This is a genomic window from Commensalibacter melissae (assembly GCF_003691365.1).
In the GTDB taxonomy this organism is placed as follows: Bacteria; Pseudomonadota; Alphaproteobacteria; order Acetobacterales; family Acetobacteraceae; genus Commensalibacter; species Commensalibacter melissae.
This window is the reverse complement of the sequence record NZ_CP033087.1, coordinates 26,379-50,824: the sequence shown is the minus strand read 5'-3', so window position 1 is coordinate 50,824 and position 24,446 is coordinate 26,379. Positions and strand designations below refer to the sequence as shown.

Here is a 24,446-nt window from a genome sequence, read left to right as displayed (position 1 = left end):
ATGCCTTTAATTCAACGTAAATTCAGCAAGAGCCGTTTTTCCCATTTCATCCATTACCGTCAATTGTTGCTTTCCATGATTATGAAAAACATGATCAAAACTTTGATTTCCATCAGTTTCCTGAATAAGATAACCATTTAGGAACCACCATTTTTTCTTTGTCCCCCCAAGAGCAGATAATTTTAAAGTTAACGGATGCATATTACTGGGAGGCAACTGTAAATGATCTCCGTTTTTTACACCTATAATGGACAAGGAAGAAGATTCCATCAAAGATAAGGAGGGACAGGATAAATCCTGTGTGGGCAGACGATTGTGACGCTGTTCTGTAAGGGGCAACCAAGGTTCAAGTGCAATTGGCCACAGATCAATTTTTTTTTCAATGGCTCCTGGACAATCAGACGATACTTGAAATCCTCGTTCATTGATCCATACCGTTTGGCTGACACCCGTTCCTAACGGTTGATCGGCCATTTCCAAAGTGGGTGGAACTATATGGTTTATAATCCATGCGGTCCTTTTTTGTCGGCAATTTTGATCCCTATCAGGCAATATCTGTCCAGATGGCCAACATATCTGTGCAACGCTTACTGTTGCCGGCTCATGATCTTTAATACTATATGAAAACGTCTGTGAAGCTTGGTTTCTGACCATATCATATACTTGAAATAATAAGGGGGTTGCGGAAGCTATTCCATATTGGCCTGCCACAGGTGTGCCATCAGGTCTTCCAATCCAGACCCCCATTATATAATGTTTGCCTACGCCAACAGCCCAAGCATCCCTATATCCGTAACTTGTCCCTGTTTTCCATGCCAAATGATCCTGCTGAAAAATCTGCCGATCAAAATTACTGTCCAATGGACTTTCACCTTCCAGAATTTTCCGAATAACCCAGGCTGAACCTTCAGACAATAATGGCCGTTCACTCATGGATCCATTATTCTTGAAACGTAACATTGCAACCTTTCCCTTTCTTGCGAACGCGCTATAAGCTGTAACAACATTTTCCAAAGACGTGCCAATCCCGCCAAGAATAATTGCCAAATTTGGTTCAACCATTTGAGGCAGTTTTAATCCAATACCGGCACCTGTTAATTTGCCATAGTATTTTCTGGCTCCATAAACTTCCAACACTTGTACGGCTGGTAAATTAAGTGATCTTCGCAATGCCTGGCTTACTGAAACGGGTCCAACAAATGAAGAAGAAAAATCCTCTGGCCTATAATGACCAGATTGTCTTGGCACATCCTGCAATAAGGATTCAGAATGGATAAGCCCTTCATCCATGGCCAACCCATAAAGAAAAGGCTTTAATATTGAACCGGGTGAACGGATAGCGGTTACCATATCCACATAACCAAAACGCTGTTTATCCTGTAAATCTACAGAGCCGAGATAGGCTTTAACCTGCATTGTCGCTGAATCCACCACCAAAATGGCAGCGGAATTATAAGGCGGTAAACGGTTTTTCCAATTTTCAAGAAGTTCCTCCAAATGACGTTGCATATCTATATTGATAGTGCTATGGATGACTGCATCTTTGTTCTGAAGTGATAATCGTCTCGCCAATAAGGGAGCCAATTGTGGTATCTGACGTTCACTTAATAAAACATTTTCCCCTTTAATTTCCTCAATATCCCTCTTTGACCATACCTTGAATTGAGCTAGCCGCTCCAGAACTTTGTCACGGGCCTTCTTGGCACGCTCAGGATAACGATCTGGTCGTAAACGGCTGGGCGCTTGTGGTAGAACAGCCAGCAAGGCTGCCTCTCCTTTGGTAAGTTGATCCGGTGGTTTACCAAGATATGTCCAACTCGCCGCCGCAATACCCTCTACCATTCCCCCATAAGATACATGATTTAGATAAATGGTTAGAATCTGTTCTTTATTCAAATGCCATTCAAGTTGCAACGCCCGGAAAATCTGCCCAATTTTTCCCAAATAAGTATGGGGACAGGGATCAACAATACGGGCAACCTGCATTGAGAGCGTACTACCACCCGATACGATATGATGATGATAAATATCTTGTCCAAAAGCCCTGCCCAAAGCGACAGGATTAATGCCGGGATGATGATAAAACCACCGATCTTCATAGGCTAACAAAGCCTGAATATAATATGGAGAAACCTGTTGGATGGTAACAGGATAACGCCAGACCCCTTTTTGATTGGTAAAACGCCATAAAGGCGTTCCATCCTCTGCCAAAACGACACGAGAAGAACTGATATTTGGTAAAGGAAGAGGGTTGGTTTTATCCGCTATAAATAACCCAATACAAATAAATAAACAGAATATTACCCCTTTTCGGTAAATCTGACCTATCACACGCACTATATACACCATTTATTTCTAATAAAAATAAGGCGTACACCATCATATATTGATGCACACCTGATTATGACCTTTTTATTAATTTTTTAACGTGCTTTAACTATTAATGTCATATTGCCACTGGTCCTTGCAAACCGGCCTGGCTGATACATCGACTGTAATGTTGCCGATGGTATGTAATACCTTCCAGGTGTCACCGCACGGACCAAATAAACCAGTTCAGTTTTATTTGTAAGATCCAATTGGGCTACATAACGGTCATCACGATATTCTTGATGTTGAATGGATGCTTCCTGCATTTTTTCAAGAGATTTTTTAATTACCTCCCCTGCATTTTCCAAATTGACAGAAGCATTTGAAAGATCTTGATTTTCCAGCTCAAATCCAGCGGGCAGGAAATCAACCACCAAGGCATCATGCATTCTTGAAAACGAAAATATCTTAATTCTAACCAATATAAGATCACCCGTTTTGACATTTTTCAAATCCACTGGATTACCGTAAATATCAAGAAATTCTCTTTCTATGTTCAGTTCCTTTTTCTGAACCTGTACAGGAGCCTGTAACGGATAACCGGATAAACCGAGATTTGGATATAGATCAACATCTCCCGTTTTGTTGGCAAGGCGAAGCGTATTGATCTGTCTCATTTCCTGATCATTGAATTGCAAAAAAGATTTTTGGTTTGTCAGGTTATAATGATTCCCTGCCACGTCGACCTCAACCTTCCAGTTTTTAGCGGATTTTGAAACATAGCGATATCCTGCCAGAAAAATTGCATTCTTTTCCTGTGTAGACAAATATATTTTATCTTCAATTTGATGACTTAAAGCAAACAGCCTTTGTATAACAACGTCATCACTGACCAAATGATTATCCTGTAAAAGTGCAAGAATTAACGCATTATCACGAATATCACTTCCATAATCTCCTATCCACCAATCATGAACACGTTGCCCATAATGTAAACCTTCATTTAAGGTCTGTGCAGAACGTCCCTCATCTCCCATTAGCTTTAATGCTGCTGACAATTGAATTAAAGAAAGTCCTGATGGTGCCTGTTTACGATGATTGTAAAGATTTCTTAATGCGGCTAAAGGTACCTGTTTTGTTCGTGCCAATACATATCCAGCATAGGCTTGAACCGTAAAACGCGATTCATTAAAGTCACGACTGTAATAAGGGTCAATCTCATTGCCGTTTTGAACATATATTAACAAACGTTTTAAGGCATTTTGCAAGGCATCTTCAGGAATCATATAACCCCGGTCCCGTGCCTGAATAAGAAAATCCGTGATATAAACGGTTAACCAATATTCTTCTGGGCTGTCACTGCTCCATAACCCAAATCCCCCATTTGAACGCTGCATCGTTAATATATGGAAAATCGCTGCATTAATCGCATCATGACGCTGTTGATCGGTTAGCTCGTTTTTAATATTAAGCTGTTTTAAGATATCCTTATTTACATAGAGGAAAGGATAAATTCCACTTGTTGTTTGTTCGGCACATTCATAGGGATAAGTTTGTAAATCCTCAATCTGTCTGGATAAATTCAAGGGTGGATAAGGACTTATGTTCAGTCTCCCCTCACGACCTGAAATCCCGATATTATGCAAGACTGATGGTGATATCTGCCAACTTTTTTTATTTAGTTTAGTCTGTTCTATTATAAATTGAGCAGCATAAGGCGGGCGTGTTCCAATTGACCATGAACGGCTCAATAATTGCTTTTTACCGTTGGAGACAATTCCTGAAACATCAACCCTGATTTTTCCTTCTCCTGATCCTGTTTTTGCCTGGACAGGAATTTTTAATGTTTTCCGTTCATTTGGTGCCAATATAACAGCTTGATCCCCAGAACGCGTTGCAAAAATAAATCCTTCTGTCTTGAAACGCACAGATAATTCCTGTGACTGTCTGGTCATGTTAGTAAGATCAAGTGCCAAAACCGTTTCATCACCCCCTGCCAGGAAACGTGGTGTGGACATTTCGGCAACAATAGGTGCGGCAACTGTTATTTTATTTTCTGCCATACCAAATTGACCAGCTGTCCAAACTTGCCCCATAATTCTTAATTCGCCGTTAAAATCTGGAACAGTAATTAAAATCTCGGCTTCACCCTGATCATTCACATGAATAGGCTTGGGTTGTAACGTAACAATCTTGATCTTGGTATCGGGCAGTTTCCCCCCCTTCGCCATTGCATCCCCACCAAAAGCCAAACTTGCCAAAGGGTTTTGACCTGCCTCGATTAACTTGCCATAAACATCTAACTGATCAACATTATAAGCTTTGCGATCAAAGAAAGCCCTGAAAGGATCTGGAGTTTTGTAATCCGTAATATTTAAGACACCTGTATCCACGGCGGATAACAAAACCTCGGCATCCTTTACAGGTTTCCCATATGCATCCGTAACTTTGACCTTAACTTTCTGATCCGTTAAAGGCTCGATTTTTGAATTCATTTTCATTTGAAGTTTTAACTTACGATCCTGCCGATCAAGAGGTAAGTGTAATATTCCCACAGATCGTTTTGGAGTGGCGCCAACCTTACGGTCACCGGGTCGGATAATCAAAGTTGTAATATATACATCATGACGTAACCATTTTGAATTAATGGGAAGGGTAAAACTTGAACCTTTGGCAGAAGCCTGAATAGATTGCCGCCATAATAGCTGACCTGATGACTCTACCGCCAAATAACCCTTGCCATCAGAAGGAGGGGTCAAAGTGATTCGGGCAATATCGCCAGCTTTGTAAGCTGTTTTATCCAGCATGACCTTAACCTGATCGGGACGCAAATTCTCTTCTGAACCCGCTTCTTCAACTGCCCCCGTTTCAAAAGAATAACTGGATGTCAAACCGGTATCTGGATTGAACACTTCCAATCGATAGAATCCCCAATCTTTGGAAGGAAATGTCAGCATCGCTGTTTTGTTTTGGCCTATGTTTAAAAGCTGTTCATCCTCAATAACATCTTTCTTATTAAAATGGCTGTCCCACCCTGTATCATCAGAATACGTCCAATAATAATCATGACGTTCATGAATAAATCTTGCTTTTAAATTTTTTGCCGGTAATTTATGCCCTTCGAAATCAGCCATGACAACCTCAAATCGAATTGGCTTGTCATGCGAGGTAACCGAATCAAAAAGGGGCCGTATACCAACCAATTGTTTGGCTGGCCATACAAATTGCGTCAAATGTCTCACCACTGGACGTCCTCCGGTTTCAAACAGGCTGGCCTCGGTAATCAATTGAACAGGTGATCTGATCCCTTGCCATTGATTGGTCATTTTAATTTGGCCATAACCTAGCTGATCCAGATGAATCTCGTCAAAATCCATGCGTTTATCAAGGCCTTTTTCTTGACTATCACCAAATTCAAATCCCTTTAATTGAGGAACCGCTTTTCTCAATGAATGCATGGTAATTGAACCTGATAAAAGATTATGACTGGCCGGCGCCCCATACAGATACCAGCCATTCACCTTGACATGCAAATCTTGCCGAGAGGTCAGAGGCACATTATTTTTCGAATTTTCCAGATTTTCCGATTGTAAAGTAAGACCCATACGTTCAGGCAAAAAATCCTCAACTGCAAATCGATACTGATTCAATTCTTTCCTTCCCGCTTTCACAACGACAGACCATTTGCCTGTTACAGCATTGGCGGGTAATTTTAACTGATATTGATAAAATCCTGTCTCTGAGGCTTTCCAAACAAAATTTTGAGCCTTTTTTCCCTCTGCATTATAAACAATAGCATTGACTGGAATATTTTGAACAGGTTGCCCATCCGCATCCCTCAATAAAGCGTTCAATATTACGGTTTCTCCCGGACGATACAAATCACGGGGGCCAAAAACGAAAAACTGTAAATCATGCTGGATATCTCCATCAATTTTAAAATCTGATAAATCCAAAGCTGGAGACTTTAATTGGATAAAGGATGTTTGACCATTTTGTGTTGCCAGCAAAATTCTAGCTTTTGACATATTTGTCAAATTTGCATAACCGTCCTTATCTGAAAAAGCTGTCGCAATGATATGCCCTTTTTTATCCAAGGCACTGATATTTACGTTTGGTAAGACATCACCCGTTTCTAGAGACTGTGTAAAAACGCTGATCTGATCATTATCCTGATAACGATGTACGGAAATGCCAATATCAGAAATCGTAAACACTGTAACAGGATAACTGTAATTATACATTCCCGCGGAACGCATAACCGCAAAATAAACACCCTTTTTTTGTAAAGGTTTGATGGAAGAAATCGGCAGTAAAATTTTCTGACGATGATTTTTATCTACATTTAGCTTAAAAGAACCCGTATATATCAGATCCGCCTTATCAACCAAAGCCGAGATCATGTCATTTGACAAGCTTGAGGAAGATTCCTTATCTTCAAAAAAATTGACAAGCTGGTCATTTTTTATTCTGAAGAATTCAACATTTGCCTGATTTACATTCAATTTTATAACAGGCAAACCCTCGGCCAATCTTACGGGAAACAAAGAACCCTGACTGGCAAAGCTGATATTGGGACTTAAATCATTTGTTGTGATTTTGGCCGTATATTCTTTTCTGAGAATTTTTGCGTCTTTACCCTTTAATCCAGCATCAACAGTTAAAACCAGTTTCCGGTTAGGCTCAAGATGATTAAAAATAAGTTCCTGATGATCTTCAGATAAAATCCAGGCGCCATCCACCTTGCCTTTTTTTGCATCAAAAAGATGCAATATCTCTTCAAAGTTCTGGTTTTCATTCAGGGGTGATGAAAAAGTAACCGCAAGACAGTCCCAACCATCCCTGTCTATTTCAGATACATCAACAACCTTTAAAATTTGTTCATTACCCGAATTCTGAACATTTGAGTTGCAATAAACAGTTTTGACAGATAATGAATTTAAAAAAAAACTACATATAAATAAACATATAAAAAAAGCAAAGAACCTTTGTTTTTCAAACATCTAAAAATCCAATAAAATAAAACATTTTTCAAAAATAAACTAAAAAACAAAAACTTAAATATTCAAATTAATTTATATAGCACTATAGATGCTCAATAAAATGGAATAGTTATTCTTTTACCGTCATATAAAGCAAACATGATCTTTTTATCGTAGTATTCGGCTAGATAAACATCCTCCAGTTTCAAGGAATATTTATCAAGTAAATGCTGGACCGTATCTTGACTTATATCCAACAAATGGGATGGACAATCCTTGATCTCGCTATCAAGGATTAAAATGACGGAAGGATCCTTTTCCTCTTTATTTTTAACAGTCAACGATCCATTAGGCTCAATTTGGGCATAATATATTTCCTGCATTGAACCAATGCCTCTGGAATGTAGGCTGGACATAATATTGATAATATCAATTTTATTTTTTTTATCCTGGATATTATCCATTAATAAGGAACCGTTTTTAATAAAAACAATCGTGTTACCCAAGGCCAAGGCACGGAAAACATCAAATTTCTTGGCAATATAATTTAGAAAATGCATTAATAGAGTGCCAATTATCAAGACAACAATATAACGAGACAGAGAAATACTATCTGTATAAATAACCCCCCCAATTATTCCACCCAATATAAAATTTCCAATCAGATCAATAGGGGTCATTTGGGAAAGCTGCGTTTTGCCGGACTGATTAAAATAAAAAATTACAACAGCAAAGCCGATAATAAATTTTACAAAAACCAACATATAAAAATTCATGAAAAATCTCTTATATGAATAACACACTGAATAAATTCATTTTTACTCTGCAAATTATAACATATTGGAAAATATTTATATATTTATTTAAGAATTATTTTAATTAAATCAGTTTTTTATAGTTAAATTAATATATATTAATAATTTATATTTAATTACTCTCAACTTTTAGTAAATCATTACTCCATCCAGTTTTTTGTAACAAACCGCTTTTATAATAACTGGCAACTTTTTGAATAAACAATCTCATATCCGGATTTTCTTCAACCAACCGGTTTACCGAGCACCAATCCACCTCTGCTCTAAATGCCGCAGGAATCATTATCTGACTATCAATTACATTATCTGTTTTAAGTATAATTAACCCAATACCATGTAAAGCCGACAACATTCTCAGCTCATTCATCGTTCCATCATCTGGAATGCTTGCACTCACCAGATAACCGTAATTTGCCCAACTGGAATTACTAACGGCTTGAAAAAAATATTGACGAACTGTTGAGCGGGAAATCTGTTTTTTTACTTCAAAAGACCATAGATAAGCCATTTTAGCATCCCCTGACTGTACACAAGTTTTAACCAAACTATTCCAGTCTTCAGTCACTGCCTGCAAAGCAACAATATCCGGATGCAACCATTTATTGCCATTTTCCCCTTTACCTTTTTTTGAAAATTTTTCATTGATCCTATCACATTTTAAATTATATTCCGTACCAAGATACTCAATCAATAAAGGATAAAGATCAGCTTCCGTATAATTCATCTTTTTTAATGGCAAATTTAAAATGTCTTTACCTGCATTTTCTTCATCTTTCAGTTTATCTATAAAATTGCTCTTGAGCCTGGAATTACCTTTCCATTCGTAAACTCTTGGTCGAGGTTGGTCCTGAATCAATATTCCTGCATTTGATTGTGTTAACCTTTTAATACGTGAACCAATTTCAGCAACAATTTGAGAAATAAAAGAATTTTCCGAGGTAAAACGCTGCTGGCTATTTAGTCTTTTTTGTTTATAATAATCAGGATAAATTTTAACTAATTGGATTGCAATTTCACGCGCGGTAAATCGTTTATGCGGATTATTTTTTAAAAATAAAACAACTTGCTGAATTAATGTATAATTTTTCATAATATTATAAATTGTTCAGATAAATTCATTATTTCTATCATATGATATTAAAATAATTGGTTAACCTTATTTAAAGAATATAATATATATAACCGGTTAAATTGCCCGATACCGCCTATTTGATTTTAAAAAGGCCTTGGAACAGGCAATATATCAATAATTTTACACGCGTTTTGTCATGCCACCATCAACAACAAGGTTGCTTCCGGTAATAAAACTTGCCTGTTCACTTGTCAGAAAAACAACTGTTGAGGCCACATCCTCTGGTGTTCCCATACGACCTAACGGGTTATTCTTCAAGGCTGTATTATAAAGTTCAGGCTGCTCCCGTTCAATTTGATCCCATATCCCTCCCTTAAAATAAATTGTTCCTGGAGAAACAAGATTAACCCTTACATTGTGTTCTGCAACTCTTAGTGCAACCGATTTGCCATAATGATTCAAGGCAGCCTTTAAGGCGCCATATGGTTCAGCAAATACGTCTATTTCAGAAGCGGAAACACTGGATATGATAACAATTGATCCGTTTTTCTGTTTGGTTAAATAAGGCAATGTCTCGTTAACCAGGGCAACAGTACCTAACAGGTCTGTATCAACCGCCTTTTTCCAGGTTTGCAGATCCCGTCCCGAGGCAAGAGCGCTTACATTCGCCACCACATGATCAAGCCCACCCATCTTTTTGTGACTTTCCTTGATCCATCTTTCAACTTCATCCGCCTTGTTAATATCAACAGTCATGCCCATGGCCCGGTCACCCAATTGCAGAATAGCCTTATCGATACCTTGCTGATTTCTGGCACAAATACTGACAAACGCACCTTCATCAATAAATTTTTGGGCAATCGCCAATCCAATTCCTTTGGAACCGCCACTAATAAGCACTTTTTTATTTTTTAGACCAAGATCCACTTTATTATTCTCTCAAATTTTAAAAGACATTATTATTTCTAGAATACGTAAGGCAGATATCTTTTGCAACGAAATAGTCTATAATCTCCATTCATAAACCATAACCTATAAAACAAAATATTTATATTATCATGATCGAACCCGATATCCTAATTTCCACTCTTCATGCCATACGCGCAAAAAATCCACTTATTCTCAATATAACCAATCAGGTTGCAACCCAATTTACCGCAAATATTTTACTTGGGCTTGGCGCATCACCCGCCATGGCCAATGCGGAGGAGGAAGTTGAGGAATTCGTTCAAAAATCCAACGCTCTGGTTATCAATATTGGGACTTTATCAACACCCCAATTACGCTCCATGCAGTTGGCCAGTCGTACCGCATACCAGCAAAACATTCCATGGATACTCGATCCGGTGGGCATTAGTGCCTCTCTTTATCGAGCCAAAACAACGCTCAGTCTTTTACAGAATTTCCCCAATGCCATTCGAGGAAATGCGTCAGAAATTATCAGTCTTTACCATTATCATCAAAATACATCTCCTCGAACACAGGGCCATGGAGTGGATAGTCTTGATTCCTCTCATGATGCACTGGAAGCCGCTAAACAACTGGCCTTATCTTATAAAACCACTGTGTCAATCAGTGGCCAAACAGATTATATCACCAACGGAAAAGAGATTGTCTCCGTAAGAAACAGCCACCCTCTTTTAACCAAAGTAACAGGATCTGGTTGTGCAGCAACCGCCATCACCGCAGCATGCCTGGCTGTTGAAAAAAACACCCTATATGCTTGTTCCGCGGCAATGGCTTTTATTGGCATTGCCGCCGATATCGCTATGCAACATATCAACGCCCCCGGCAGTCTGCAAATCAGATTAATTGACGAGCTTTATCTATTGAACGATGAAAAGATTATAAAATATGCAAAAATTAATCTTGTCAAATAATGGATAAAATAATTTTCCAAAATGATGAAAATGAGATTTCATTTTCATCATACCTTATTTGGACATCAAACGAAATTCGGAATACCTTCCGCCTTGAAAACAGCAAGAACTCCATCATCTTTTTGCATTTTCATATAAAACTGCAACAGATTCTTATAACTCGAAATATCTATTTTTAGATTTTGAACCCAGGTCAAGGTCATGAATAAATATGGATCTGCCACACTACGGAAACCTGCGATCCATTCCTTTTCCGCCAGTTGTTTATCAACCTGACCGTATAATTTATGAAGTTTTTTACGAGCGGCAGTATCAAGGCTTTCAATCACTTTTTGATCGCCGCTGATTTGTTGTCCTCCAAAAATCAAACCGAATACAGGATGAATATCGGAATTTACGAAAGCCAACCAACGCAAAGCCTCTGCCCTTTGTTGCTTACTACCATCTCCGAGCAGCTTCCCTTGTGGAAAAGAATCCGCAATATAATTCATGATGGCGACATTTTCAGTCAGCACAAACCGATCATCAACCAATACGGGCACCTGACCTGATGGATTCAATTTAAGAAATTCATCCTTTTTTAAACCATCATGATCAACAATTTCAAAGTCAAAATCAGCTTTGCACCAATATAGGGCAATATGACATCCTGTTGAGCAAGCGCCTGGAATTGTATAAAGCTTTAACATCAATAGCCTCCTTGAAATATCCTGAGAAAATTATAATGCTTTTATAATTATTCAGGCAATAATAAATCATCTTTTTTGTTAAAAGAACGTTTCATTAAAATCAAACCAGCAAGTATTGAAACAGCCAATAAAAGTAAACTTAACGTAATTTGCCCAAAATGGCCAATCCGAATTCCACCACCGAGTAAAACAAAAACAACCGTTTGTGGAAAGCTTCCCAGAAAAGTCGCACAGATAAAAGGCATAACGGAAATACCAACTATACCAGCCATGGTATTCAACAGAACGGAAGAACCCACAGGCATCAAACGGCAGATAAGAACGGTATGAAAAGGGTTTGTTTGAATAAAATGATGAATTTTTTTTAGTTTTGCATGGGAAAGATATTTTTTCCCCCATTCATGTCCCAGCCACCGGGCCCAGTTATAGGCCAATAACGCTCCTATGACAGTCGCAATCGTGGCGTAAAAAATACCCAACCAAAAACCGTATACCACCCCAGCCGTCAGACAGACAAGCTGTCTTGGAAAACCGACCATGCACATAATGATGGCAATGGATAAGAAGATCAGGGGACCTTTTATCCCGCACCTTAATAACGTATGATCATTTAAAAACAAATCAAAGCCGTGAAAATAACGAGCAAGTAAAAGAACAATAACAATTCCAAAAACCATACATAATGGTTTTATTACTTGACCAATTAGTGTTTTGTATTGAGTTAAATTTTTATTTCTTTTCATAACACAACTAAATTATTGACCTTATGAAAGGCTTGACTTGCAAAAACCTTCTTATAGGACTAAAAAAACACAATATCTCACTTTTCTTTAAAACGATACCCTTTATCATTTATTTAGAATTTCTTTACTCATGCAAAACAATAAATCAATTTCAACGTGGCTGTTCCTCATCTGCTTTATGCTTCTTTGCATGATAGCCCTTGGGGGATATACACGACTAACGGGTTCCGGTCTGTCCATCATGGATTGGCGTCCAATCACTGGTATCATCCCTCCTCTAAGCCACGCAGAATGGGTTCGGGAATTCGATCTTTATAAAACCATTCCACAATATCAAATTCTTAACAATGGTTTTGGACTGGATGGATTTAAACAGATTTTCTGGGCTGAATGGAGCCATCGTTTTCTGGGAAGATTAATAGGTCTGGTTCTCATTTTACCCTTAATCTGGTTTATTTATAAAAAAATGATCACAAAACAACTGGCTCTGCGCCTGTTCATTTTTTTTATTCTCGGTGGATTACAGGGCGGTATTGGCTGGTTCATGGTTCATTCTGGATTCAGAGCAAACAGTACCGCGGTTGAACCGGTCCGTCTCGTTTTGCATCTAGCCTGCGCCATTATTCTCTATATCGCTATTTTATGGACAGCCCTTTCATTACGCCACCCTGTTCCCAATCCACTGACCCAAAATCCAGCCATAAAATTTATTAAAACCTTATTGAAAACTGATTTCATTTTATTGCTAGTCACCATTGTTGCCGGTGGTTTTACTGCAGGAACCCATGCGGGTCATTCCTTTAACAGTTTTCCCCTAATGAACGGCCACCTGATTCCTGCTGATTATAATAGACTATCCCCTTTCTGGTTAAACTGGTTTGAAAATATTTCAACCATTCAATTCAATCATAGGCTCTTGGCAACATTTACGGGCATAATGATTCTAATAACCGTTATGACAGGTCTGAAATCCTCATTGGACAAGGCGACCAAGGACAGCTTTATGGCAATGGGATGGGCTGTCCTTATCCAATACGCCCTGGGGGTTACAACATTATTGCTTGTTGTTCCTGTCTGGGCAGGCACCGTTCATCAAGCCTTTGCAATCGTTTTATTGACAACAGTTACGATTGCCCTACATCATATGCGTAAAAATAAATCATTATCATAACTAACATTTTTTATTTTGATCCTCTTGAAAGCTATCATTTATGACTGACCCCATCAATGCCTTGACCCTGACAGATTCTATATTTTTTAATCCACAGAAAACCCAGCTGGATCGGGATAAGACAGAAAAATCCATTCATCAGACCCTTTCTTCCATGGATGATGGAGAACTATTTCTTGAATATCGTGAAAGTGAAATGATAAGTATTGATGATGGAACCATCCGAACCGCGACAACAGATATCACTTCTGGATTTGGCCTACGATCAGTCTTGGATACTCAAACAGGATTCGCTTTTTCCAATGAATTAAGTGATAAAGCCTTAAAACGTGCCAGTGAAACTGTCAGCCAATTGAAATCAGATCATGAATCTATAATCAGTGATAAACCTGTCCTGACCAATCATCAGCTTTATCACCCTGACAACCCACTTCATCAAGGTAAATTTGCCGATCGGGCTCATTTGCTTCATGAAATTGATGCTTATGCCCGTTCAAAAAGTCCTCATGTCGTTCAGGTAAGCGCATCCCTATCGGCAGAATGGCAGGCCATTCAAATTATCCGGACCAGTCAGTTCCGTGTTGCTGACATCCGTCCCCTGGTTCGACTTAATGTTACCATCATAACAGAAAAAAATGGACGTCGAGAAATAGGTTCCTATGGGTGTGGTGGACGCTATGGTTATGATCATATTACACAGGAAAATATTTGGAAAAATGCTGTTCATGAAGCTTTGCATCAATCCCTAATCAATCAGGAAAGTAAATCTGCACCTGCCGGTGAAATGGATGTCGTTCTCGGGTCTGGATGGCCTGGTATTTTGTTACATGAGGCTATCGGCCACGGATTAGAAGGTGATTTCAATCGCAAGGGAACCTCTGCTTTTGCCGGTTTAATGGGTAAAAGAATTGCAGCTCCAGGGGTTAATGTCGTTGATGACGGCACCCTCTCTGAACGACGGGGAAGTCTTAATATTGATGATGAGGGAACTCCAACTCAACGGACAAACCTGATCGAGGATGGCATTTTGACAGGATTACTTTATGACCGTTTGAACGCCCGTCTGATGAATAAACCATCAACGGGAAATGGACGCAGAGAATCTTTTGCCTGTGCGCCAATTCCTCGTATGACCAATACATTTATGCTGGCTGGAAAAGATACGTTGGACGATATGATTAAAAGCACCAAAAAAGGTCTTTACGCTGTCAATTTTGGCGGTGGTCAGGTTGATATTACCTCTGGTAAATTTGTCTTCTCTACTTCAGAGGCGTATCTGATAGAAAATGGAAAGGTCACCCATCCAGTTAAAGGGGCCACCCTGATTGGAAATGGTCCAGATGCCCTTACCAAAATCACAATGATTGGCAATGAAGTTGAATTAGATAAAGGGGTGGGAACTTGCGGCAAGGCTGGTCAAGGCGTACCGGTTGGAGTTGGACAGCCATCCCTTAAACTTTCCGGCCTGACCGTCGGGGGAACAGATTTCTAATTTTTGTCAATACAAACGTAACTGATCCTTATACCCCAAGGATCAGGAAATCATCTCTCCTCCTGTATTTTATCACCGATCTTTATCTATATAATATCCTCTATCAATATCTGTCCCCTTGTCAGATCAAGTAAACGCTGCTTCAAAGCCAAATACTGTTCTTCAGGCACAACAAGATGACACTCCACATCCATGGATTCAAAATTTTCCATGGCAATTTCTGCTTGATACTCTCCAATACGGGCTTTTACCAAAGCATAATCTGAAAAAGAACAGACAATTATAATTTCTTTTTTAGGAATATATAATTTGGAGGAAGACTGACGTAAACATTCAGCCGCAGTTCCACTATAGGCCCGAATAAGACCGCCTGCGCCTAGCTTAATACCGCCAAACCATCGAATAACTATTACTAGTGTACAATCAAAATTCTGTCTTTCTATAACTTGTAAAATGGGTCGCCCCGCTGTTCCGGAAGGTTCACCATCATCATTGCTTTTATAATTTTGTCCTATACGATAAGCCCAGCAATTATGTGTTGCCTCTGGTATTTTTAATCGTTGCAACCATTCCCCAACCTGCATTTCTGTATAGACGGGCACAGCATGTGCCAAAAATATACTTTTTCGAATTTCTTGCTGAAACTGATAAGGGGCGGTTAACGTATAAATCAGATTGTTTGCTATCATTAATTCATTCAGAAATTATGTTTTTATGTAATAAAGCAATGTTTAAGAATACATTTTACTAACAATTCCCATATAATTCATTCCAAAAAAGCCATTTTCGCCTTATTTCATACAAAAAAACAATATTTTTACATATTTTTATAGTTTACTTTACCAAGTCGTTATAAAATAAAACAAATTTGCCTTTAAACTTGGAGCTGCTTCTATGAAAATAGTGCAATACCTATTATTTAGTCTTTTCCTTTCCTTTGGAATAATATCTATACAAAATACCCACGCGCAAGAAGCAGCCAACTCTCTTATTTCCTCATCAACCCCTTCAAATACACCTGTTTTTCTCAATATTCCCGATACAACAACTCAACCAATTTTAAATAAGCTTATAAAACAATTGGGAAATATTAATAAAAGCTTACAAAGCCTTCAGCATTCTGAAGATTTTACACAATTCAAAAATCTGCTGAATCAAGCACGATCGATATCCACCTCGACCGATACGATTGTAACTGATTTGACCCCTCGTCTGAAGGGATATAATCAGGCTTTAAAGCTACTGGATAACGTTATCCAAAATACAGGAAGTGATAAAAATAAAGATGATATTAAAAATTTAAATGATCGACAAAAATCCTTTATTCAAAATAGAAATGATCTTAGCGCAAAAATTCAGCAGGCAACAATCATATCCTTGGAAGCCAATAGTCAGGTTGCACAAATTCAGCAAGCTTTATCCAAGATTCAACAGGTGCAGTTATTTACCCGCATATCCTCCCCCCTAGGATATAATTTTTGGCATGAAATTGCCATTCATTACGATGATGACAGTTCCCGCATAAATAAACTATATTCTGATTTTGGCAGTTTATTCACCAAAACATGGCAAGATGGCTGGGGAAGCCGTCTTACAATGCTTGCAGGTTTTCTTGGCGCTATTCTGTTAATTTTCATCCTACGTCCTCTTATTGAAAAGGGACTGGTACAGTTCACAGAAAAATTCATTCCCCCTACACGTCTTAGACGCAGTTTAATGACGCTGTGTTCAGCAATAATAGCCTCTCTTACCGCAGGATTATCTGCCACACTCATTTTGGTAACCATTAATAACCACAATACGATCAGCCCACAAGCCTATGCTTTTGCACAAAACATAATTCACCAACTTTATTTTTGCGGTTTTATCTTTGGACTTTATCGAGGTTTCCTTGCTGTAAAAAATCCACAATGGCGGTTATTGCCCATTGGTGATGAAGTTGCGCATTCAATCAATATTCTACCCAATATTTATATGGCCATTATCCTGCTTCTTGGAATTGTCCGTTATATCAATAATGTTAGTGGTGTAAGTATTATAGCACAGCAATTATGCAATGGTTTTTTTGCCTGTGTCGCCTCAATCCTTTTTTTGTCCATTCCCATAAAGCTTCGCGAAGTGGGTCAGAAAAGAATCAAACTTCATTCAGTACAAAATAATCAAAGTCCGGATATCACACTTCTTGTCGTTGCAATCGGGCTCCCATTATTCTGTATCATCTCTATTGTTGCCATCCTAACAGGATACATCCATTTGGGTTATTCAATGTGTGTATGGCTTAACTGGGTAATTCTGGTTTTCAGTACTTTAAGTCTTTTAAGAATACTTTTGAATGATATAACAAACCTCATCTTTGATCCGGATCGCTGGCTGGGTAAAAAAATACAGCTTTTAGGCATAAAACCTCAAAGCATGGAACAATTATCAACCATCATTACCGGTGTCATCACACTAACAACTGTCATTCTGACAATTGTTTCCATTATTTCCCCCGGTAATTTTGATCTGGTCGTCTTCATCCAACATTTAACAACCACCCTAACCAACCAAAAAATAGGTAACTTTACATTTTCCTTTTCAACAATTGCCGAGGCAATCTTGGTGTTTTTCATTGGTATATATTGTATAAGAATTGTCAGAAACTGGTTAAATAAAAACTTCTTTCCAAAAACCAGTCTGGATAATGCAACCTGTAATTCAATTGATACAATTTTCAATTATTGCTGTTGGGTCGTTGTCGCCATTATTGATTTATCCATCCTTGGGGTAACAACTCAAAACATTACTTGGATTGTCAGCGCTCTTTCTGTCGGTATTGGTTTCGGTTTACAAGCCATTGTCCAGAATTTTGTTTCCGGTCTTATCCTTCTCGCTGAAAGACCCGTCCGCATAGGGGATACGGTTATCATAAATGGTGTTAAAGGAGTGGTAATGAGCATCAAAGTAAGAGCTACCGAAATTCGTTTGTCAGATTTTTCGACCCTAATTGTTCCAAATTCACAAATTATCACATCTTCTGTTCAGAATGCCACCCGTGGACGTCATATGGGTCTGGTTTCATTTAAATTACCTGTAATTACCATTCAACAATTGGATCAAGCACGTACGTTAATCATGAAAATCATGGAAAAACAAAAAGATGTTCTAGATGATCCGAAACCCTATATATGGGTTGATAACATTACAGAAAGCTCTTTAGTCATGACCATTGTTTGTTATACAAATTATCTGGCAAATACAGATGCAGTAAGAAATAACATCTTATCTGAATATCTAAATAATATAAATCAGCTATCCAATAACAAATCTTCCTCAGAAAAAGGTGGAAAATAGACAATTTACATAAATATTAATAACTTAACATTAAGAAAAATTTAAAAAAATAATTAATTTTTTGATATTATTATAGTATTATTTTTATTTTTCTAAAAGAAGTTATTTAAATATGAAAATTTGTCTCGCTTTATTTCTTAAAAATGAAAATCCAAACATTTTATCATGGATTTCTTGGCATCTTGCTATCGGTATCGATAAATTTTTTATTTATGATGATCATTCAACAGATGGCACTTATGAAATATTAAAAACTGTTTCTAATATATATAACATTGAAATTGAACTAACAAATCCTGCTAATATGCCTTATTTTTATGATCGACAAGCTAATGCATTCGAAGACGCTTGTCGAAAAGCGTTGGATCAAGAATATGACTGGATTGGATTTTTAGATGCCGATGAATATGTATCACTAGAACACGACCTATCTATACAGGATTTTCTTGAAAAATTTTCAAACTATAATGGTGTTTCTTTAAATTGGAGAATTTATGGAAACTCTGACAGAGTTTTAAAAAGCAAGATTCCTACTTACGAAGCTTATACTAAGCACTGTGATAAAAACTTTTCTGATACATTATTAACAAAATGTTTTATAAGGCCTAAAGATTATTCATTTGAATATACAAATCCCCATCATTTTAAAACAGTCCCACAAAATTATGCAAATGCATATGGAGAATCTATTCAAGATAAACGTGCAGATAGTGATACTGTTATTTGGAATAATGCATGCATCAACCATTATATTAATCGATCAATGGAAGACTATATAATTAGAATTCAAAATCGTTTAAATACAGATTTGATAAATTCAGAAGGTCGATGGAAGCATTTCAATAGAAATGATATACAACACGAAGAAAGAAAAGATTTCATCAAAAAAGCCAATGAAATCTTAGTAACCCTTAAACAGGAATGTGTATATCGTTATATATTTGAAATTACGGGATCTTTTAACAAGAAAAAATCCAACAACAAACAAACAAGTTGTTTTAGTCTTTGCTCAACAAAAGAACGGTATCTAGCTTTACATATGCGAGAAGGATATTTATTTAATTTTGAAGATATTCAAAATATGATACCAATATACGGTATTATATATAATCATAAACCAAATTTGATTTATCTATTTTATAAAGAAAGTAATTCTATATCCACTATTCCTTTCATTATTAAATTTTTAAATAAATTTTCCTCTACCTATCAATTTTCAATTCAACCAGTTAATGATACACCATATTACTCATTACAAACACCTTATTCAAAAAAATTTATGTCATTAAATCCTGAATCAGGTTTTTTTGGAGATGTAGACGCCAACAGAAACATTTGTAAGGAATGGGAATACCTTCAACTGAAATCAAAGGATTTAGAAATTAATTTCAATGTTTCACCTGATTCTGTACATGATCTATACAGTTTTTATAATTACTTATATCAAAATAGTGAAGATATAACCTATGCAGATTTTATCTTGGCATATAATCTTTTATCCAAAAAAGAACAATCTAAAATACATATACAAAATGTTGGAAAAATTATAAGTTGGCTATAAAATAATTATTTTCAACTTCAGCCAATATATAGTTTCCTTATATTTAATATAATAAGTTATTAAATAATTATTTAAGATTTCATGTCTAAATTCAAAATATCGCAAACCCTTTTTTTCAACTCTGGTAAAACTTCCGTTTCAAAAAAAGGGTTCTTTTTTGCCCAAATTCTTGTCCGCCATGAAGGATGAGGAAGAGGCAAAAAATTAGGTAAATAATCCCGAAAATTCTTAACTCGTTCTGTTAGGCTTCCTTTTCCCAAGACATAATTTTGTGCATAAGATCCAACCAGAAGGGTCAATTCAATATTAGGCAATAATTTCAAAAGTTTGGCTCTCCATTGTGGCGCACATTCTTTACGAGGAGGTAAATCCCCACCTCTTTCATAACTGCCTGGATAACAAAATCCCATTGGAATAATTGAAATCAATTGATCATTATAAAATAAGGATCGGTTAATTCCCATCCATTCACGCAAACGATCCCCCGAAGGATCATTAAACGTTATTCCCGTTTCATGTGCACGTGTACCTGGCGCCTGTCCAGTGATTAACAACCGCACTTTAGACGAACCTACCTGCAAAATGGGTTTTGGACCCAAAGGTAAATCCCTGCAGATATGACAAGCCCGAACCTCTTTCAAAAGACGGTTTAAAGAGTCAGTCATTCTTTTCCCTTATTTCTGATAGGCGTTTAATAAATAATTGACAAATTCGGGAACCAATTCTGTTGCTGAACCTTGCCAGGATTCATCAAAATTTGATGTGCCCATAGAATGTTCCAGATTTAACTCGATTGTTTTCGCTCGCCCCTGTACTTCGTTTACAAACCCAGCAGCCGGATAGACTACACCGGAAGTACCAATTGCGACAAATAAGTTACAATCTGATAATGCTCTTCCAATTTCTTGCATATAATAAGGCATTTCCCCAAACCATACAATATCTGGCCGTAATGTCACAGCATGACAATATGGACAAGATGTATATGGAAAACATGACTTATGCCATTCCATACGTCGATCACATGTTGTGCATCTTATCTTGTACAATTCTCCATGCATATGATAAAGAAAACGGCTCCCGGCACGTTCATGTAAATCATCAATATTTTGCGTTATCAAAACCAATTCAGCTTCAATTTCTTTTTTCAAGACAGCCTGTTCAAGTTTCGCCAAGGCAATATGAGCGGCATTGGGTAAATATTTAGGCAAATTCGAACGTAACTGATTATAAAATTCATGTAATTTTTCAGGATTTTTCTTAAATCCTTCCAAGGTGCAAACTTCTTCCATATTATATTTCGCCCAGATGCCATTAGCATCACGAAACGTATCAAGACCCGATTCCTGACTGATCCCGGCTCCAGTTAAAACAACAATTTTATTCATTGCTCGATACTTCTTATAACATTTAATTCATAAAATTATTTTATGGTAAAAATAAACAAGTTTGATTAATTACGCTATATAAACCTAAATATCTTATATTTTAAAATATTATGTTATACTTAATTAAATAGTATTCTATAACTTAGTATAATGACCTTTTAAGTTTGAGATTTATCTAAATGAATTTAAATATTTTTAAACAATCTAATAAAATCGCTGTTCTTACTGGAGCAACCGGGGGGTTAGGCAAAAAACTTGTTTCTTACCTTTTAGAAGAACATTACAAAATTATTATGATTGCAAGAAATCTTGCGCAATTAGAACAAATTTCTCTCCATTATGGAGATAAAGTCATTATTCGTATTTGCGATATTTCTCATCTTAATGAAATACAGTATTTATGTGAGGATATTAAAAAACAATTCCATCATATTAATGCTTTAATCCATTGTGCAGGAAATATTTATCCAGGTTCGTTTTCAAATTTAAGTGATCAATTAATACTTAACCAACTTCAGGTAAATCTTAATGGAGCCATTTTTTTGACCAAGGGCTTACTTCCGCTTATGCGTAAAAAAAGCTCAATTATTTTTGTAAATTCATTGGGAGGTATTTTTCCCCTAAAAGACAGCGCATTATATTCTGCCAGTAAATATGGTTTACGTGGATTTGCCTTGGCGTTGGCCATGGAGCTCCGTCCCCGGAAAATATATGTTTCATCCATTTTTCCTGGCGCCATTAACACGCAAATGCTTCATAATGAAATGCAAAATGGAGGGTCTTTGCTTAATTTCTGCTCTCCACCTCTTGAACCCGAAATTGTCTGTAAAACAATTATGAAAGCCCTCAAGAAAAAAGGATTGGAATATTACATTCCCAAATGGTCAGGATTGCAAACTAAACTTTTGATGCTAAAACCATATTTTATCCTACGATTAATGCCTTTTGTGGAAAAGTTTTGTGAAAAAAGAAAAAAAAACTGGCAGAAAAATAACCTACATTCATAAGATCAATAAATTTATTGCGTGACGTATTTGAACCTTTTAAAACATGAATGGTTTATGTTAAATTTATTAATGATTGTTAGAAATGAGCAACGCACCTAATCAAACAGATTTCACACCACCCACCAATATAGATTTAAAAAAATATATTCGTACTATTCCTAACTATCCTCATGAAGGCATATTATTTTACGATATCTCCACACTTCTACGCAATGCTGATGCCTGGCAGATTGCTTCTGCACGTATGGCACATGGAATTGCAGCTTGGCAACCCGATCTAATTGCCGGAATTGAATCAAGAGGATTTGTTAGTGCATCACCCCTTGCAACAGCATTAGGCTGTGGAATGATAATGATTCGTAAACCCGGAAAATTACCTGGAAAAACGATTTCAATTGATTACGATTTGGAATATGGACAAAATTGTATCCATATTCAGGAAGATGCAATCAAGCCCGGACAGCGCGTTGTTATTATTGACGATTTGCTCGCAACTGGTGGAACGTTGCAGGCCGCTATTAAACTTTTACGTAAAACTGGTGCCAATATCATCGGAGCAGCTGCCTTAATTGAACTAAAAAATTTAAAGGGACGCGAAAAAATTGACGTCCCCTTATTTTCAGCAATCACTTATAATGAATAAAGCTTCAATTATATTCAGCTTTGTTTTTCTCAATAAAGTGTTCCAGCCAATGAATGGTATAGTCACCTTTCTGGAACTCTTTATCTGCCAATATTTTCTGCTGTAATGGAATGGTTGTTTTTACACCTGTCACAACCATTTCCTCCAATGCTCTTTGCATTCTTGCAATTGCGGTTGCCCTGTCATGTCCATAGGCAATTAATTTGGCAATCATACTATCATAATATGGTGGAATAGTATAACCAACATATAAAGCGCTATCCAAACGAACCCCCAGTCCACCTGGAGAATGAAAAACTTCGATTTTTCCAGGATTGGGTACAAAATTTTCAGGATCCTCGGCATTAATACGGCATTCTATTGCATGTCCTTTAAACTGAATGTCTTTTTGGCTTAATTTTAATTTTTCTCCTGCAGCCACACGAATTTGCTCTGCAACAAGATCAACATCGGTAACCAGTTCGGTAACAGGATGTTCAACCTGTAAACGCGTATTCATCTCAATAAAACAAAATTGTCCATCCTGATAAAGAAATTCAAGCGTACCGGCATTTTTATATCCCAATTGCTGCATGGCATGGGTGGCAACTTTACCAATAAAATCACGTTCCTTTACAGTTAGACAGGGAGACAAAGCTTCTTCCAACACTTTTTGGTGCCGTCTCTGCAAAGAACAGTCCCGCTCACCCAAAAATAAGACATTACCATGTTGATCGCCAATAATCTGAACTTCTATATGACGAGGTTTATCCAAATATTTTTCCATATAAACCTCGTCATTACCAAAAGCCATTTTTGCTTCAGCCCTTGCAACCTGCCACGCCTCTTCCAGCTCTGTTTCTGTAGAGGCAACTTTCATGCCGCGACCTCCACCCCCAGCAGAAGCTTTGATCAAAACTGGATAACCAATCTTATTTGCAACCTCTTTTGCTGTAGCAAGATCTGACAGGGCCCCATCTGAACCTGGAACCAGAGGAACATTGAATTTCTTCATGGTTGTTTTGGCCTGGATCTTATCACCCATCATACGAATATGCTGGGCAGAAGGACCAATAAAAACAAACCCATGCTCTTCAACCAGTTCGGCAAAATCTGCATTCTCGGAAAGAAAACCATAACCGGGATGAATTGCTTCGGCTCCTGTGATGGCTGCTGCAGATAAAATTGCCCTCTTATTCAAATAACTGTCTGTGACTGAAGGGGGACCAATACATACGCTTTCATCTGCCAAACGCACATGCATTGCATCTGTATCCGCAGTTGAATGCACAGCAACGGTTTTAATGCCCATTTCACGACATGCCCGTAAAATACGAAGAGCAATTTCTCCACGATTCGCGATTAAAATCTTTGAAAACAT

18 protein-coding genes are annotated in these 24,446 nt (G+C 37.4%); 7 read left to right on the top strand and 11 right to left on the bottom strand.

Going from position 1 to position 24,446, the window contains the following annotated elements:
• Nucleotides 1-6: 6 nt before the first annotated feature.
• From pbpC to D9V35_RS00210, 5 genes are all read right to left on the bottom strand, one after another.
• Entirely contained in the window at nt 7-2,337 is a 2,331-nt protein-coding gene (pbpC, locus tag D9V35_RS00230) for a peptidoglycan glycosyltransferase PbpC (protein WP_205910307.1), read from the bottom strand.
• 86 nt (nt 2,338-2,423) lie between these two features.
• Nucleotides 2,424-7,313, bottom strand: a complete 4,890-nt coding sequence (locus tag D9V35_RS00225; RefSeq protein WP_122122832.1) for an alpha-2-macroglobulin family protein — start codon at nt 7,311-7,313, stop codon at nt 2,424-2,426.
• A 92-nt stretch (nt 7,314-7,405) separates the two neighbouring features.
• Complete coding sequence (locus tag D9V35_RS00220) at nt 7,406-8,068, bottom strand: DUF421 domain-containing protein (protein ID WP_110439269.1); 663 nt, start codon at nt 8,066-8,068, stop codon at nt 7,406-7,408.
• 151 nt (nt 8,069-8,219) lie between these two features.
• Nucleotides 8,220-9,197, bottom strand: a complete 978-nt coding sequence (locus D9V35_RS00215) for a COG2958 family protein (protein ID WP_122122831.1) — start codon at nt 9,195-9,197, stop codon at nt 8,220-8,222.
• A 162-nt stretch (nt 9,198-9,359) separates the two neighbouring features.
• The gene (locus tag D9V35_RS00210) at nt 9,360-10,106 is read right to left on the bottom strand and encodes an SDR family NAD(P)-dependent oxidoreductase (RefSeq protein WP_110439268.1); all 747 of its coding nucleotides are present in this window, start codon (nt 10,104-10,106) and stop codon (nt 9,360-9,362) included.
• 131 nt (nt 10,107-10,237) lie between these two features.
• Here D9V35_RS00210 and thiM point away from each other — a divergent pair, with 131 nt between their 5' ends.
• Nucleotides 10,238-11,059 carry a hydroxyethylthiazole kinase gene (thiM, locus tag D9V35_RS00205; RefSeq protein WP_122122830.1) on the top strand — a complete coding sequence of 274 codons (822 nt, stop codon included), beginning with the start codon at nt 10,238-10,240 and terminating at the stop codon, nt 11,057-11,059.
• 65 nt (nt 11,060-11,124) lie between these two features.
• Here thiM and D9V35_RS00200 read toward each other — a convergent pair whose 3' ends face one another.
• Complete coding sequence (locus tag D9V35_RS00200; RefSeq protein WP_122122829.1) at nt 11,125-11,748, bottom strand: glutathione S-transferase family protein; 624 nt, start codon at nt 11,746-11,748, stop codon at nt 11,125-11,127.
• A 47-nt stretch (nt 11,749-11,795) separates the two neighbouring features.
• Complete coding sequence (locus D9V35_RS00195; protein ID WP_205910306.1) at nt 11,796-12,425, bottom strand: TVP38/TMEM64 family protein; 630 nt, start codon at nt 12,423-12,425, stop codon at nt 11,796-11,798.
• A 196-nt stretch (nt 12,426-12,621) separates the two neighbouring features.
• Here D9V35_RS00195 and D9V35_RS00190 point away from each other — a divergent pair, with 196 nt between their 5' ends.
• Nucleotides 12,622-13,662, top strand: coding sequence for a COX15/CtaA family protein (locus tag D9V35_RS00190; RefSeq protein ID WP_110439264.1), 1,041 nt, complete (start codon nt 12,622-12,624; stop codon nt 13,660-13,662).
• A gap of 40 nt (nt 13,663-13,702) precedes the next feature.
• Nucleotides 13,703-15,154 carry a metalloprotease TldD gene (gene tldD, locus D9V35_RS00185; protein ID WP_110439263.1) on the top strand — a complete coding sequence of 484 codons (1,452 nt, stop codon included), beginning with the start codon at nt 13,703-13,705 and terminating at the stop codon, nt 15,152-15,154.
• Nucleotides 15,155-15,240: 86 nt separating this feature from the next.
• On the opposite strand, the gene D9V35_RS00180 is transcribed toward tldD, so the two are convergent.
• On the bottom strand, nt 15,241-15,843 hold the full coding sequence (locus D9V35_RS00180) for an IMPACT family protein (protein WP_110439262.1): 603 nt from the start codon (nt 15,841-15,843) through the stop codon (nt 15,241-15,243).
• Between the two features lie 205 nt (nt 15,844-16,048).
• Between D9V35_RS00180 and D9V35_RS00175 the strand changes: the two genes are divergently transcribed.
• Nucleotides 16,049-18,487, top strand: a complete 2,439-nt coding sequence (locus D9V35_RS00175) for a DUF3772 domain-containing protein (protein WP_122122827.1) — start codon at nt 16,049-16,051, stop codon at nt 18,485-18,487.
• A 112-nt stretch (nt 18,488-18,599) separates the two neighbouring features.
• A complete protein-coding gene (locus tag D9V35_RS00170; protein ID WP_122122826.1) occupies nt 18,600-20,048 on the top strand; it encodes a glycosyltransferase family 2 protein in 1,449 nt (482 codons plus the stop codon).
• A 71-nt stretch (nt 20,049-20,119) separates the two neighbouring features.
• Here D9V35_RS00170 and D9V35_RS00165 read toward each other — a convergent pair whose 3' ends face one another.
• Nucleotides 20,120-20,713 (bottom strand): uracil-DNA glycosylase family protein, encoded by a 594-nt coding sequence (locus D9V35_RS00165; protein WP_110439259.1) that lies wholly within the window; start codon nt 20,711-20,713, stop codon nt 20,120-20,122.
• A 9-nt stretch (nt 20,714-20,722) separates the two neighbouring features.
• Nucleotides 20,723-21,436 carry an NAD-dependent deacylase gene (locus tag D9V35_RS00160; protein WP_110439258.1) on the bottom strand — a complete coding sequence of 238 codons (714 nt, stop codon included), beginning with the start codon at nt 21,434-21,436 and terminating at the stop codon, nt 20,723-20,725.
• Nucleotides 21,437-21,615: 179 nt separating this feature from the next.
• On the opposite strand from D9V35_RS00160, the gene D9V35_RS00155 reads away from it, so the two are divergent.
• Nucleotides 21,616-22,443 carry an SDR family NAD(P)-dependent oxidoreductase gene (locus D9V35_RS00155; protein WP_122122825.1) on the top strand — a complete coding sequence of 276 codons (828 nt, stop codon included), beginning with the start codon at nt 21,616-21,618 and terminating at the stop codon, nt 22,441-22,443.
• Nucleotides 22,444-22,525: 82 nt separating this feature from the next.
• Complete coding sequence (locus tag D9V35_RS00150; protein ID WP_110439256.1) at nt 22,526-23,086, top strand: adenine phosphoribosyltransferase; 561 nt, start codon at nt 22,526-22,528, stop codon at nt 23,084-23,086.
• Between the two features lie 4 nt (nt 23,087-23,090).
• Here the strand turns inward: D9V35_RS00150 and accC are convergent, their stop codons facing one another.
• Complete coding sequence (accC, locus tag D9V35_RS00145) at nt 23,091-24,446, bottom strand: acetyl-CoA carboxylase biotin carboxylase subunit (protein WP_110439255.1); 1,356 nt, start codon at nt 24,444-24,446, stop codon at nt 23,091-23,093.

Bases quoted from the DNA above. Each gene is read 5' to 3' on its own strand.
- D9V35_RS00225 (WP_122122832.1), bottom strand. From the start codon at position 7,313: ATGTTTGAAAAACAAAGGTTCTTTGCTTTTTTTATATGTTTATTTATA.
- D9V35_RS00220 (WP_110439269.1), bottom strand. From the start codon at position 8,068: ATGAATTTTTATATGTTGGTTTTTGTAAAATTTATTATCGGCTTTGCT.
- D9V35_RS00215 (WP_122122831.1), bottom strand. From the start codon at position 9,197: ATGAAAAATTATACATTAATTCAGCAAGTTGTTTTATTTTTAAAAAAT.
- thiM (WP_122122830.1), top strand. From the start codon at position 10,238: ATGATCGAACCCGATATCCTAATTTCCACTCTTCATGCCATACGCGCA.
- D9V35_RS00200 (WP_122122829.1), bottom strand. From the start codon at position 11,748: ATGTTAAAGCTTTATACAATTCCAGGCGCTTGCTCAACAGGATGTCAT.
- D9V35_RS00195 (WP_205910306.1), bottom strand. From the start codon at position 12,425: ATGGTTTTTGGAATTGTTATTGTTCTTTTACTTGCTCGTTATTTTCAC.
- D9V35_RS00190 (WP_110439264.1), top strand. From the start codon at position 12,622: ATGCAAAACAATAAATCAATTTCAACGTGGCTGTTCCTCATCTGCTTT.
- tldD (WP_110439263.1), top strand. From the start codon at position 13,703: ATGACTGACCCCATCAATGCCTTGACCCTGACAGATTCTATATTTTTT.
- D9V35_RS00180 (WP_110439262.1), bottom strand. From the start codon at position 15,843: ATGATAGCAAACAATCTGATTTATACGTTAACCGCCCCTTATCAGTTT.
- D9V35_RS00175 (WP_122122827.1), top strand. From the start codon at position 16,049: ATGAAAATAGTGCAATACCTATTATTTAGTCTTTTCCTTTCCTTTGGA.
- D9V35_RS00170 (WP_122122826.1), top strand. From the start codon at position 18,600: ATGAAAATTTGTCTCGCTTTATTTCTTAAAAATGAAAATCCAAACATT.
- D9V35_RS00165 (WP_110439259.1), bottom strand. From the start codon at position 20,713: ATGACTGACTCTTTAAACCGTCTTTTGAAAGAGGTTCGGGCTTGTCAT.
- D9V35_RS00160 (WP_110439258.1), bottom strand. From the start codon at position 21,436: ATGAATAAAATTGTTGTTTTAACTGGAGCCGGGATCAGTCAGGAATCG.
- D9V35_RS00155 (WP_122122825.1), top strand. From the start codon at position 21,616: ATGAATTTAAATATTTTTAAACAATCTAATAAAATCGCTGTTCTTACT.
- D9V35_RS00150 (WP_110439256.1), top strand. From the start codon at position 22,526: ATGAGCAACGCACCTAATCAAACAGATTTCACACCACCCACCAATATA.
- accC (WP_110439255.1), bottom strand. From the start codon at position 24,446: ATGTTTTCAAAGATTTTAATCGCGAATCGTGGAGAAATTGCTCTTCGT.